We start from the raw sequence: 13,561 nt of genomic DNA on the forward strand, positions 1-13,561 counted from the left end.
CTACAGCAGTTTCGGGACTGAAGCAGGTTCGGGACTACAGCAGGTTCGGAAGGAGGCGCACGAGCTGGTCGGCCACGAAGAGCCCCCCGACGGTGACAACCGGAAGGAAGACGATCCAGGTCTTGCGGATGCCGACCCGGCGGAACGCCCAGACGGCGGCGAGTTCGATGACCAACAGGAACTGCAGGGCGAAGACGAGGGCCCACACCGTGCTGGTGTCGGTGGCGAGTTCCTTGTCCTGCAGGGGCAGGGTCGCGAAGGTGGTCTGGCGCTTGCCGGCGGGCTTCGTCTCGGAGACGAGTTCGGCATCCACGCGCACGACACCGCTCGGCACGTAGGCCGGTCCGCGGGCGCTCTCGAGGATCAGCCGGCTCTTGCCTGCACCGAGGCTTGCGGGAGCCGGATCACCCGCGTAGCGCAGGCCGAGCACCGAGAAGGTCTGCTCGCCCTGGCCGGTGATCACGGTGAACTGCTGGCCGGGGCGCAGTTCCTGCAGCCGGGCGAACGGACCACCGTAGGCCGCGGCGCGGCCCATCAGCACGCTGATGCCGGACTGGCCGGGCAGCGGCGTGTCGCGGCGATGGCCGGGGCCGGCGCGCAGGGTGCCGGAGTCGGTGCCCTCGACGACGATCTCGTGCACGTCGATCGAGGGGATGTCGAGCACGGCCACCGGCGTTCCCGCGGTGAACAGCACCTTGTCCACGGTGCCCTCGCTGACCGGGGCCGTTCCCTGGGCGAGCTCGTACCGGAACGTGTTCGTCAGTTGTTGCTGGGACACGATGTGCTGCAGCTGGCCGAGCACGGTCAGGTTGGCGAGGAACCCGAAGATGAGGATGGCGAGAATCGCCAGGGTCGAGCGGATGACCTGATCACGCTGGGTGAGCACGACCGGCGGCCGAGGGGGCGGCGGGCTGCGCCGCGGCGGCGTCGGGATCTTTGGTGGCTTGGGCGGCTTGCCCTGGCGGCCGCGCTCGGGCGGTGTGCCGGGGAGTCCGCCGCCGCCGCCCAGAGTGCCGGGGCCGGGCGGTGACCAGTCCCGTGGTCCGGCGGACTGTCCCGCGAGAGGGTGGACCGCCTGCATCTCGGAAACGCCGGGCGAAACCAGCGGGACCCAGCCTCGGGGCATTCTCGGCACCTTCGGCACCGTGGGGCGTTGGGGACGACGGGGCAGCCTGGCTGTCGTCATGACGCCACCTCTTCCGCGATTTTGGGGGTGGGCCGCGGTACGAGGAGCACGAAGCGGAGGATGAGGGTCAGCGTGCCGGCGATCGCGAGCGCGATCAGGGCGAAGTAGGGCGGGATGATGCTGAACGAGTCCCGGGTGACGGGCGAGAGTGCCGTGCCGCCGATGTCCGCGGGAGGCGTCATGGTGACGTGGCCTTTGAACCAGGCCCACTGGCCGACGTCCCGAATGGTGGCCGAGACGGTGCGGGTCTCATTGGGGGCGAGGCTGTCGATACTGACCTTGTCGACGATGGCGACGGGGAGGTTGACCGCGTTGTCGAGCCAGAAGCGCAGGCTCGAGGTGATCGGGGCATCCGTGATGTTGCGCATCGTGAAGTCGAGCACCATGGTGCCGCCGCCCGGCCCGGCCTCAGAATCGGTGCGCGTCGTGAGGCCGCTCACGTAGAAGACGCCCGCGATCTTGGTCGGATTCGCGCCGAGCGCCGAGGCCGCGGCGGCGGTGTCCTTGATCGTCGTCTGGGTCACCGCGGGCACGGCCGCGGATTTCACCGGGTTCGTGACGGCCGGGGTCGTCGTCGCCCGGCTCGACGGCCCGACGACACCCACGCTGATGCCCACACCCTTCGGGTCGTCCGTCGCCGCCTGTGCACCCATGGCGAGTCCGGCCAGGCCCGCCACCGGCGCGAACGCGATGAGGGCCACGACCAGAATCAGGCGCGCGTGAGCGGATGTGAGCACAGTCAAGTTAGTCCATTCGAGGTTTCGGCGAGCTGACGGGCGGGTAAACAAGAGGCAAACACAGCAGGAAACCGAGCCTCGCTCATTCCGTGCCGCACGAGCGCGACAGGATCGAGTCGGCGACCGGCCGGCTACTGGGAAACGAGGGTGAGGGAGAGGGTGGACCGGTAGGTGCCGACTGACTTTTCGGGCGGCGCGACGAAAGTGAGGCCGGCGTTCAGCACGGTCGTGCCCACGGTCTGGGCGGGGGCGGCGACGGCGAGGTTCATCGGATACGTCGCCGAACCCGCGGTCTGGGCGGTGACGAGGCTCACCCCGGTGGCGTCGGTGCTGACCAGCTGCGGCGCGAGCCCGAGTTGGGAAGCACCGATCACGCTGCCGTCCGCGGCGTTCACGAAGTCGTCGACATCGGCCGACAGGGTCCAGCCTTCCTGGGTGAGCACCCGGGAGTCGCTGACTGCGAAGCTGCCCAGGACACCGGTGGTCGTCGACCGGTTCGTCACGAGCAGCGGGGCATTGAAGACCGCGACGGCCGCCGATGGCACCACAAGGCTGAGAACCCCGTTGGTGTCGCTCGTCGTCGCAGATCCGATTGTTCCGGCCTCGGTCACGGCGAAGGATGCCGCTACCTGGCTGAACGGGGTATCCGCGGCCGAGGTACCGGTCACCTCGATGGTGTGGCCTCCGGACTCGAGGTCGGAGGGCAGTGTGCCGCTGCCCTCGAAGCCACCGGAACCGTCGGCGTTTCCGCTGATCAGCAGGAAAGGAGTGGAGTGCACCCAGAGCTCGACGTGTGAGAGCGGTTTCAGCCCGTGGATGGTGACGAAGACCGGCGCCGAATCGACTCTGGTGCCGACCGGGAGCACACAGTGAATCTCGACGGGGCCGGTCGGTAGTTTGGCGGCCACGGCCACCGTCAGGGCGACGGCCTCCGTGTCGTCGGCCTGCGCACCCGCTCCGACGCCCACGGATCCCCCCATCGCAAGCAGGGCGACCAGAACACCCCTAAAAACGTACGAACGGATGGGCAGTTGAAGCATGTATTTCCCCGATGGATCCTGATGCGGTGAAGCTGCGGTGCCTGGGTAAAACTGCAGGGTAGTGGAGCGGGTCGTCCGGAGATGCGGTCGTCAGGGTGTCGTGTGGTGAGCGGCGGCGCCGTCCGCGCTGGCGCTCACGAGGGCCTCTTCGCGCGCCTTGCGGCGTGCCTCGGCCTCGGTGTACTCGATCCAGGCTGCGGCACGGGTCGAGTCGCGCTTGCGACTGAGCCGCACGATGAGCCACGTGACGGCCGCGACGAGAAGGAGGATCAGGAAGGCCCACGGCACCACGACGAGGCTCGAGTCGCGTTCCGCGGTCGGCAGGGCTCCTGGGTTGAGTGCGTCGGGGTCGATCGTGCCGGCGAGGGAGACGTGCGGGTTGAGGTAGACCCAGGCGCCGACACCGCTGACGGTGAGCGTCACGGTGCGGGAACTCCCGGGCAGCATCTCCGAGATCTCCTGGTCGGTCAGCCCGGAGAGCGGGATGCCGAAGATGCCCTTGACCTGCGAGACCGTGTTGGCCCCGAGGGACACGTTTCCGGTGTTGGTCAGGCTGACGCGGATCTTGGTGTCGCCGGCGAAGGGGTTGATGCTGCCCTCGTAGCTGGATTCGATGCTGCTGATCGTCAACGCCGGCTGCAAGAGGCCCTTGACCCGCACGTACAGGCGGATGGCGACGCGCCGGTCGACCGAGACCTGTCCGGCCGGAGAGAGGGCCGAGACGACGATGCCGCCGGCGTGGTCACCGGGCTTGGCGTCGGCCGGGGTCTTCACGGTGAATGGGAGCACCTGCTGGGCGCCCGGTTCCAGGGTGACCGAGACGCGTCCGGTGCCGTTTTCGAAGGTGACCCAGCTGCCGGCGTCCTTGGGCGCTTCGCTGCCCTCGAGAAGGGCGAACGTGCCGTCCTCGGCGTTGTAGGCATCCGTGGCGTACACGGTGACGGCCTGGGTGGTCGTTCCGGTGTTCTCGACGAGGTATTCGTCGTTGATGACCTGGCCGGGATCGACCTGGTAGGTGAAACGCGATCGATCCTGGTCGACGCCGCCGTTGGACGAGGGGGCCCCGGCGATGCCGTCGGACCCGTCCGCGGCCCAGGCGCCCGCGACCCCGAGGGTGAGGGTCAGTCCGAGGGTGACCAGCATTCCGGCGGCACCCAGGGCGATGCTGCGGGAGAGGGAGTGGCGGGGAGTCACGATCGACGTTCTCTTTTCTGCGGGATTCTGCGGGCGGAGCTGAAATCTGGGGAGGGGGGGTAAAGCGGACTGCGGGGTGGTGCCGTGGAAAGGGAGGGACGGCGCGGGCGCCGCCCCTCCCCCTTTACTCGGGTTCTGCTACTACTTCGAGACGACCGTGAGGGTCAGCGTCGATGTGTAGGTGCCGGCCGCCTTCTCCTGCGGTGCGACGAAGGTCAGGCCGGCGTTGAGAACGCTGTCGCCGACCGTGTTGGCTGCCGCGCCGGAGGCGAAGGCGGCCGGGTAAGACGCCGAACCGGCGACCTGGGCTGCGGCGGCGGTGACGCCGGTCGCGGTGGTGCCGGCAACGGTGACCGACGGGGCGAGGCCGAGCTGAACCTTGCTGATGGTGCTGGCGACATTCGTTGAGTTGACGAAGTCAAGAACGTTCGCGGACAGGTCCCAGCCATTACGGGAGACGACGCGGCCGTCGTTGACCGTGACAGCACCGAGGGTACCGACCGTGGTCGACTTGTTGTTCACCAGCGACGGAGCGGAGAACGTCGCCGCGGCGCCGGCCGGAACCGTGAGGGCGAGTGCGCCGTTGGTGGCGTTCGCGGTGGTCGGCGCGAGAGCAATGTTGCCAACCGTTGCAGAAGAGGTGGGAGGAGTTGTAACGGGGGGCGGCGTGACGACGACGTCGGTCGTGGCGGCGGCCGTGAAGGCACCGGTGACAGGCGTGACCGAGATCGAGCGGAAGAATGCGGAGGTCACCGCGACGCCGTTGAGGTTGGTGCACGCCAGGCCGAGGCTGTAGTTTCCACCGGCAGCCTTGGCTGCACCCTGGGCACCGTTGATGAGGGAGGACGGCGTCAGGAACGGGTCAAGCACGTTCAGGCTGGCACCGTTGAAGCCGAGGGGAGCGTACGCCTTCCAGGTGCCGGGAACGGTCTCCGTGCCGGGTGCAGCAAGGAAGGCAAAGATTCCGGTCGTACCAACCGGGCAAGCGAACTGGCCGTTGATGTCACCCTGTGCGGAGGAACCGATGAGGTCGTCGGTCCAGCCGAGCGACACGCCATCAGCCAGCTGTGCGGCGTTGGTGTCGTAGAGGTAGACCGGAGCGGCAGAGCCGTTGGTCTGAACGGCAGCCGAGGCGACCATGGAGGCGCCGGCAACGAGTGCGAGGGAAACGACGCCGACGGCGGCGAAACGGATCTTGTTGTTGAGCTTCATGATTTTTCTATACCTTTTCTGGAAGTAGGTCGGGCTACTTGGAGATGCGGACAGCGGTGGTGGTGGAGGGGGCAAGGATGCCGAACTTCTTCTTCAGCGAACCGGCCTTGGAGGCAAAGGTGGTCTGCGAGTTGGTCAGGCTGGTGCCCTTGGTCGGGTCGAGCAGGGCGGCCAGCTGGGAGTCGTAGGCAGCGTTGGTCGGGTCGACGCGCGCGTACTGCACGACGAGGTAGGTGTCGCGACCCCAGACAGAGTCGTTGTAGTAGGCCTGGTTCGGAACCATGGCGGCTCCGGTGCCCGTGACGGCAGGGGTGCCGGCAACGAGCGAGCCGATGACCGTGGTGGCCTTGAGCTTCGGGAAGCTGGCGCCGGTGTTCATGGCGACCCAGCGGGAGACCGACATGGGCATGATCGAGTTGACGGCGAGCGTCGACGCGTCATGCTCCTGGCCGAACGTAACGCAACTGCCGATGGTCGCGTCGGTGAGGCCGATCTTGGACATGAAGTCCTTACGCGTGCCGGAGCCGGCCTGCGGGAGGATGGGGGTGATCGTGGCGGTGCCGAGGGTACGGACCGAGCAGGTGTAGAGGCTCAGCATGGTGGGGGCGTCGATGGTGTCAAGAGCGTCGGTGGAGGCGCTGTCGTAGGCGTAAGCGATGGCGTCGCGGCCGAAGGGAACCTGGATCAGGCTTCCCGCGGCATCCACGGTGCCAGAGCCCGAGGAGCGCGCGATGTCGACCTGGCCGGGGATGGCAACGACCGGAGCGCCGGCCGTTCCGGACGTGTACGTGGCGACGCCGTCGATGGACCGGAGGAGAGCCGTGCGGCCATCGCCTGAACCGTTCGGACGTCCGAAGCGGATGCCGCTCGGGCGGGTGGTGATGTAGGCCGTGCCGGTCGCGTCGAACGATCCGACGGTCGCGCCGCCAAGGGTCGTTGAGCGAACCGAGGATCCGGAAAGCGAGGAGCCGTTGGCCAGCGCGCTGACGACGTCCTCCAGGGTGTCCGATCCGACGGCGACGTAGCTGTTGGAAACGGGCTCGGCGTTTGCCGGCGTCGCGATGGCGAAACCGGTGAGGGCGACGCCGACGGTCGCGCAGAGCGCAATTGCCTTCTTCGAAATCACTGTGATGATGCCTTTCGGGTGTACTGCATGAGACGAACCCGGGCGGGAACGTCTTTCCTGATGTCTGTTCCCGGGCCGAAACCCGGATTCTGGACGTCAAGCTGTGCGCGCATCAGGATCGTCTCCGGATGCGCGAGATCAGGGGGACTCCGCCGGCTGCGAGCAGCCCGGAGAGGAAGCCGGCAGGGATGGCTGCCGGAATAGGGCCGATGACAGGATCGGCGGGGGTGGGCTTGCCGACGAGAGGGCCGGCGGCCGCACCTGTCGCTGCCGGGTCGGTGGCCGCGGTGCCGGAAACGGCGGCGGCGACAGCGGCGACGGCCGCAGTTCCGCTGCCGGCATTCGGGTTGACGTACGCCGCGGCCGGGGCGGCCACACTCGACGCGACGGTCGCGGACGGAGTGGGGGTCGGGGTCGCCGTGACGATCGGGCTGATGCCCTTTTCGATCGCCGTCGCGGCGGCGAGGGCCTGGGCGACCCAGCTGGCCGGAATCGACGCGTAGCCCTCGGGAAGCTGGCCGATCGCACTTCCGGGAACCTGACCGGCAGCGACAGCGTAGCGGATCATGTTGGCGTAAATGCCACGGGCGGCGGAATCAGTCTGCAGCGGGTTGAGCGCGGCGTAGACCGGCATGGTCATCGGGTACGCCGACGCCGCCGCCTTCGCACTCGCGCTCATGGGGTCGTACTCGAGCACCGCCTTGTTCGCGGTCGTCGGCGTCATTGCCGCGGCCGCCGCGAGCAGCGACGACGAGTTCGCCGCGACGAAGGTTCCGGCCGAGTTCCGCAGCGACGCCGTCACGGTCTGGTAGCGGGCTGCCGACGCTGTTGTCGTGAGGCCGAGTACCCGCTGGGTCCCGACGAGGTTACGTACGCTCTTGCCCCATTTCGGGGGCACAGTATTCGGGCTCCAGTCGCCGAGCTCCTGGCCGTCACCGCGAAGGGTCAGGTAGGCGGCAGTCTCGAAGTCGGTGGTATACGGACGCCACGTCACCAGGTTCACTTCGGTCTGGCCGTCGGTGGTCGCAGCCCGGGCGAGAGGATCGGCCTTGGGGAAGTTCGTGCGGGGCACAGTCATCGCTGTGCCGGACGGATTCACGGCCGAGTTCGTCGAGTACCACGGGTTGACCTTCATCCCCCACTTGTCCGCGTCACCGTTCAGGAACGCGACGGCATCCGGATCGGAGAGGACGTAGCGCCAGAGCTGGAGAGCCTCGTCCGAACGGCCCGAGGTCAGGAGCAGGTCGCCCAGGGAGGGACCTGTCAGGTCCTGGTATTGCCACTCGGCGTCATTCACCGCGAGGAAGTCCTTGTCCACGGTGAGGTTTCTGGCGTTGTGGTTTGTCTTGTCCGCCGCATCCGGATTCTTGGTGAAGAACGCGAGCGACTCGGACGTGGCAGGGGCGCCCGTCGGCAGCGAATCCAAGTACGAGTTTGTCAGAAGCTTGGCTACCAGTCGGGGTGTGAGGTTCATCGTCGTGAACGGCTCGGTGTTCTTGTCCTTGTACGCCTGCGGTACGGCGCCGACGGGTTTCACCCGACGGTCGATCGAGAACGACACGGCGAGCCCGGACAGGGCGATGGGCGCGTATTGAACGGGGTCGGCTTTCGTCGTTTGCAACGCCCGCGAGGTCAGGGCGAGGGGGCTCGGGGTCTTCTGGCTCGCCGCGGCGAGGGAGTCGTCCTCGTTGCCCGTGCTGAGCACGAAGGACGAGCCGGTCGCGCCGGTGCAGAGATTGGGCTGCCAGGAGGCGATCGCGGCAGAGACGAGTTCGCTGCCCGAGAGCTGCTTCTCCGCCGAGCCGATGGAACAACGCAAGCCGATGGGCTTGAAATCGAGCTTGACGGCGACGCTGTGCTCCCAGGCGTCCCAGAACAGTCCCGACGTTTTGACGAAGGCTTCACCCACGTCCTTGGTGCCACGCGGGATCACGACAAGCCAGCAGGACTTCCCCTTGACGGTGCCGTCAGTGGCCGTGACCGGCATACCGCAGCCGAGGCCGGGAGACTGCATCGCGGTCTGCACCTCGAACTTGACCGACCCGGCGCCGGTGTCGCTCGACCCCACCCAAGGCACTTCGTTGGTCGTGTACTGGGTGTAGAACTCGTTCGTGGCGAGGTCTACGCCGACGATTCCAGACGGAAGGGTGACACCCTTCTCGGTCGGGTTTCCGGTCGCCGTCTGAACAAGACCGGTGAGCGGATCGAGAACATGCTGGGTGAGCACGCCTTGCGGGTTCTTGAAAACCGAGGCGATGGTGCCACCGGTTGAAGCACGATAGGGGATCGCCGTGGAGCCCGAAAGGAGGCCAAGTGGTGCCGTGGTGTATTGGGCATCGTTTGAATTGACAGAGTCCGCATTGACGACCGAGTCACGTGTCGACGCCGGTTTACCAGGGAACCCGCCATACTGGCAGGTCGTTCGGTCTGGGTGCCCAGAATTATCCGGATCGTCACCCCAGCACTGGGCAATCTGCAGGAAATTCTGGCCGCCGTTGGTGTTATCTGGCCGAACCGACTTGCCGCCGGCACCGGTCCAGTTCACGACGATGCCCTGAGAGACGAGGTCTTTCGTCTGCGAAACCGTCACCTTGAGGTCGGGAAAGGGCGCCGTCGCGATGTCGAGGTCGTACCCCGTGGCGGCCACGGTGACCGCGCTCGAGGTGTCAGCGGATGCCGCCGGCGGGGTGATCGAGGCGAGCATCGACACGCCGATGCCGACGAACACTCCCACGACGATGCCGCTCGCTCCCGCGCGGGTCCAGACCGAGTCGGTGGACAGCATCAGGCGCTTCATTTGGTGCCCGCTTTCGCGCCGCGCGGTTTGAGCCTGCGCCACAGCACCGGGGGCAGCACGGCAGAGCCGACCAGGAGCGCCCCGGCGAAGAGCATGATCGACTGCTGCGCGCCCCAGCCGTTGTCCGCCAGGGTGAAGGGTGAGGCAACGGCCGTACCGGCGACTCCGGTCCCGCTGGTGCCACTCCCGCCCGAGACGAGCGCACCGTTCTCGTCATAGACGGGGGCCGCTGCGGCTGGCGCCGTACCCGCCGCCCCGGCGCCAGCCGCCGTTCCGGCAGACGCCGCAGCCGCAGCCGCGGGGTCGCCGTTCGCTGCCGCCCCGCCGGTGCCCGTGCCGGAGGTCGGAGTGTCGTCCGTCGCTCCCGCCGTGCCGGTGACGCACTGGCTCGTGCCGACCTTGTCACACGCGGCAGGTTGGAGGGCGGTGACGGCGAGCTGGTTGCTGGACGGCGAGTCGCCGGCCTTGAAGGTGGGGTTGTTGCAGTTGTTGATGTCAACGCCGGAGACGTCGGCTCCCGGCACGCGCTTGATCTGCTCGAAGCCCGCGAGCACGAGGTTCATCGGGAGCGGCGAGTAGCCCAGGGCCGCCGCTTGCTGCTGGCCCTCGCAGAGCATGTAGTTCGCGAACGCGCCGAGGGTGAGGCCCTTCTTCGCGGTGAAGACGCCGCCGACCTCGGTCGGCACGATCATGTACGAGTAGCTCGACAGCGGGTACGTGCGTGGGTCGGGGTTGTTGTAGACGCCGTCGAGGATCTGGGTGAGGTAGTCGGGGCTCGTGACCGGGACATCCGTCTTGATTTTTGCCTGTAGCAGGGCGACAGCGACGGAGTTCGCAGTCGGCTCGACGTAGTATCCGGCGGTGTTCAGAACCTTGGCGACCGGGAAGCCGGCCTTGAGCGCGTAGGAGTATTCGACGTAAGTGATGGCACCTTCGCCATAGTCCTGGGCGACATACCCGGCGACGCCGGCGGAACCGCTCTGGGCCTTCGCGTTGCCGTAGGTGGGGTACTGGGAAGTGAGGCCACAGGACGCCGGCTTGCCGACCTTCACGCAGAAGGCACCCCAGAGGGAGTTGTACTGCTTGGACATCCAGAGGCTGAACTGGGCGGTCGAGCCCGAGCCGTCCGACCGGACGACGGGCACGATGCCCTTGTCCGGCATGGCGAGGCCGGGGTTGTCCGTCTGGATCGCCGGGTCGTTCCACTTGGTGATGACGCCGGTGAAGATCTTCGTCACGACCTCTCCGCTGAGGCGCAGGTTCGATACCCGCACGCCGCCGATCTTGAGGTTGTACATGAACGACGTGCCACCGGCGACGATCGGCATATACGCGTAGCCGCGACTCGGAACCTCGGGCGCCGAACCGTCTTCGGGAGCGGTCTGGAACGGGATCTCGCTGACGGCGAAATCGACGTTGCCGGCCACGAAATCCCGGCGGCCCGCGGAGGAGCCGACGCCGGAATAGTTGACGGTCATGCCGTAGTTCGAGGCCACGTTCTTGCGCCACTGGTCGAGGGCGTTCTGGGACCAGGTCGAGCCGGTTCCGGTGATGGGGTCGTAGGAAACGGCCTGGGCAGACAGCGTTCCGGACAGACCCAGAATCACCACGACGGCGAGGACGAAGAGGGCGCGGATCGCACGGATCCAACGGGGCTGCGGCGTCACGAAGACGGCTCCTTTGTGCTGAGGTCGATCTTCGGCGCTGGGCTGCTGGAGTCGTTCGGTGGTGCCGTCGGCGGCGGCCAGGCCCCCGAGGTGTTCGCCTCGAGGAGGATGCGGCGATCGGCTGCAACGGTGATCCGCTTGAGGTCGCGGCCGGATGCCGCGACGACCCGCTGCTGCTGGGTACGGGACAGGTCGCCCGGCCCCTTGCCACCGATGAGGCGGGCGATCGCGAACAGGGCGAGCACGAGCAGGATCAGCACGGCCGCCGCCCCGAAACCACGGGCGATCATGTTGGGCTCGGGGGACTTGACGAAGTCGAAGACCTGCAACGGCAACGAGATCATCGGTCCCTCGAAGGGGTTGAGGTTGACGACGGCAGTGACTCCGGACGTGAGCAACACCGGGCTGGTCTCGCCGATGCCGCGGGCGGTGCCGAGGATGACGGCGGTCGCGAGCCCGGGGCGGGCGGTCGGCAGCACGACGTGCCAGACCGTGCGCCAGCGCGTGGACCCGAGCGCGTACGCGGCTTCGCGCAGGTTTCCCGCGACGAGACGGAGGACGATGTCGGAGGCGCGGATCACGATCGGGAGCATCATCACCGTGATGGCCATCGAGGCGGCGAACCCGCTTCTCTGGTGGGTGATCAGCACGATGATCGCCGAGTAGACGAAGAGGCCGGCGACGATCGAGGGGAGCGCGGTCATCGCGTCCGAGATGGTGCGCACGAAGCGGGCGAACTTGCCGCCGACCTCGTTGAGGAACAGTGCCGTGAGGATGCCGAGCGGAACCGTGACGATGAGCGCCATCGTGATCTGCATCAGGGTGCCGAGGATGGCGTGGAAGATTCCGCCGAGCTCGAGGCCGTCGAGCGGGCCGGCGAGCTCCATGCTGTCGGTGAAGAAGTTGAGGTGCGGCAGCGCTTCCTTGCCGCGCACGAGGGTGTACGCGACAACGAAGACGAGGGCGCCGAAGAGCAGCACGCCGGCACTCGAGAGCACCACCGACATGACCCGGTCCTTGACCTCCTGCCAGTCGCTCTTCAGGCTGACGAGCAGGGCGTAGAAGCCGATGAAGGCGATGAACGCCACGATCACGAAGCCGACATAGCCGGAGAGCGGGCCGAACCAGCCGAACAGCAGCACGGCGACGGCCACGCCGGCCGCTGCCGCGCCGAGGATGTTGAACTGGTCGTCGACCCGGGCGGCGCGCATCCGGCGGCGCGGGCCGATCTCGATGCCGACCGAGGAGGGGATGGTCGTGGTGTGCCGGACCGCTGCGGCCTGCAGTTCGAGTTCGGCCTCGAGCTCGACGGCGGTCTCGGTCATCACGAGGGTCGAGGGGCCGGCGGAGGCCGCGGGATCCGTCGCGTAGGTCGTGTGCGCGCTGGTCATCAGTCGCTCTCCGCCCCGGAGCGGGACCGCGCCACGATCGACGAGGCCGTGAAGTTGATCACGAGGGTGATCAGGAACAGCACGAGGCCGGCGGCCATCAGCGCCGAGAGGCCGAAGGAGCTCGATTCGCCGTAGCGGAGCGCGATGAGCGCCGACACCGAGTTCGTGCCGGTCTTGAGCACCTCCCAGTTGATCGTGAAGATCGGGGAGATGATCATGTAGACGGCGATGGTCTCGCCGAGGGCGCGGCCGAGGCCGAGCATGGTGCCGCCGATGATGCCACCGCGGCCGAAGGGCAGCACCACGGACGTGATCATGCCCCACCGGGTCGAGCCGAGCGCGAAAGCCGCCTCGCGTTCACCGATCGGCGCCTGGGAGAAGGCTTCGCGCATCACCGAGGTCTGGGTGGGCACGACCATGAGGCCGACCACGATTCCGGCGATGAAGGCCGAGGAGGTGAAGGCGCTTGCCTCGGTGAGGGCCTGGCCCGTCGCATCCGTCACGCTGAAGAACGGGATCCAGCCGAAGTAGGTGGAGATCCAGGTAGCGACCGGGATGACGTTCGCCTGGAGGAAGAACACCCCCCAGAGACCGAACACCACGCTCGGAACGGCGGCCATCAGGTCGACGAGGGTGACGAGCGTGGACTTGAGTCGCCCCTGGGCGACCTCGGAGATGAGCAGCGCCGTGCCGAGGGCGAGGGGCACCGCGACGCACATTGCGATCACGGCGATCGTGATGGTGCCGAAGAGAACGGATGCGATACCGAACTTCTTCGTTTCCGGCGACCAGTCCTGCTCGAAGAGGAAGTTGAACCCAGCGACCCCGAGGGCGTCGCCGGCGCGCAGTGAGAGGAAGACACCGACCGCGAGCATGATCAGCACGGTGATCGTGCCCGCGCTGAACGCGACCGAGCGGAACACCGAGTCGGAGATCGACGGGCGGGAGACCAGGGAGCGCCGCGGCCGGGAGTCGGGGTTCGACGGGTCGAAAACGGCCGGGTCTGTCCCGAAGGCGTCGCCCAGGGGCGAGTCGCCCAGGGGCGAGTCGCCCAGGGGCGGCGAGACGAGGCTCGAAATCGGCATGGCTGTCCTTGGAAAAGACTCGGGAGGGGGTGAACGCACGGGTGGGGGTAACGCGTCCGAAACATATGTTCGGGGCGGTTGGTGAACGATTGGCGTCGATTTCTCAACCGAGATATGGACGCCGCG

At 67.5% G+C, this 13,561-nt stretch carries 10 protein-coding genes; all 10 read right to left on the bottom strand.

All coding sequences use genetic code 11. From position 1 onward, the window contains the following. Window positions 1–34: 34 nt before the first annotated feature. Complete coding sequence (locus RCH22_RS11385; RefSeq protein WP_327014063.1) at window positions 35–1,186, bottom strand: sortase; 1,152 nt, start codon at window positions 1,184–1,186, stop codon at window positions 35–37. Next, complete coding sequence (locus RCH22_RS11390; protein WP_327014064.1) at window positions 1,183–1,929, bottom strand: hypothetical protein; 747 nt, start codon at window positions 1,927–1,929, stop codon at window positions 1,183–1,185. Before RCH22_RS11390 ends, RCH22_RS11385 begins: the two co-directional genes overlap by 4 nt. A gap of 125 nt (window positions 1,930–2,054) precedes the next feature. Continuing rightward, entirely contained in the window at window positions 2,055–2,891 is an 837-nt protein-coding gene (locus tag RCH22_RS11395; RefSeq protein WP_327014065.1) for a hypothetical protein, read from the bottom strand. Window positions 2,892–3,053: 162 nt separating this feature from the next. Then, the gene (locus RCH22_RS11400) at window positions 3,054–4,157 is read right to left on the bottom strand and encodes a DUF916 domain-containing protein (protein ID WP_327014066.1); all 1,104 of its coding nucleotides are present in this window, start codon (window positions 4,155–4,157) and stop codon (window positions 3,054–3,056) included. Between the two features lie 141 nt (window positions 4,158–4,298). Then, window positions 4,299–5,369: a hypothetical protein gene (locus RCH22_RS11405; RefSeq protein ID WP_327014067.1), complete on the bottom strand. Its 1,071-nt coding sequence runs from the start codon at window positions 5,367–5,369 to the stop codon at window positions 4,299–4,301. 34 nt (window positions 5,370–5,403) lie between these two features. Then, on the bottom strand, window positions 5,404–6,495 hold the full coding sequence (locus tag RCH22_RS11410; RefSeq protein WP_327014068.1) for a hypothetical protein: 1,092 nt from the start codon (window positions 6,493–6,495) through the stop codon (window positions 5,404–5,406). A 112-nt stretch (window positions 6,496–6,607) separates the two neighbouring features. Then, entirely contained in the window at window positions 6,608–9,280 is a 2,673-nt protein-coding gene (locus RCH22_RS11415; protein WP_327014069.1) for a hypothetical protein, read from the bottom strand. Window positions 9,281–9,288: 8 nt separating this feature from the next. Then, on the bottom strand, window positions 9,289–10,959 hold the full coding sequence (gene pstS / locus RCH22_RS11420; RefSeq protein WP_327014070.1) for a phosphate ABC transporter substrate-binding protein PstS: 1,671 nt from the start codon (window positions 10,957–10,959) through the stop codon (window positions 9,289–9,291). Then, window positions 10,956–12,350 carry a phosphate ABC transporter permease PstA gene (gene pstA / locus RCH22_RS11425; RefSeq protein ID WP_327014071.1) on the bottom strand — a complete coding sequence of 465 codons (1,395 nt, stop codon included), beginning with the start codon at window positions 12,348–12,350 and terminating at the stop codon, window positions 10,956–10,958. The genes pstS and pstA overlap by 4 nt, the downstream gene beginning before the upstream one ends. Further along, window positions 12,350–13,435 carry a phosphate ABC transporter permease subunit PstC gene (pstC, locus tag RCH22_RS11430; RefSeq protein ID WP_327014072.1) on the bottom strand — a complete coding sequence of 362 codons (1,086 nt, stop codon included), beginning with the start codon at window positions 13,433–13,435 and terminating at the stop codon, window positions 12,350–12,352. Before pstC ends, pstA begins: the two co-directional genes overlap by 1 nt. Between the last annotated feature and the right edge of the window lie 126 nt (window positions 13,436–13,561).

Origin of the sequence: Cryobacterium sp. GrIS_2_6 (assembly GCF_035984545.1) — a bacterium.
Lineage (GTDB): Bacteria > Actinomycetota > Actinomycetes > Actinomycetales > Microbacteriaceae > Cryobacterium.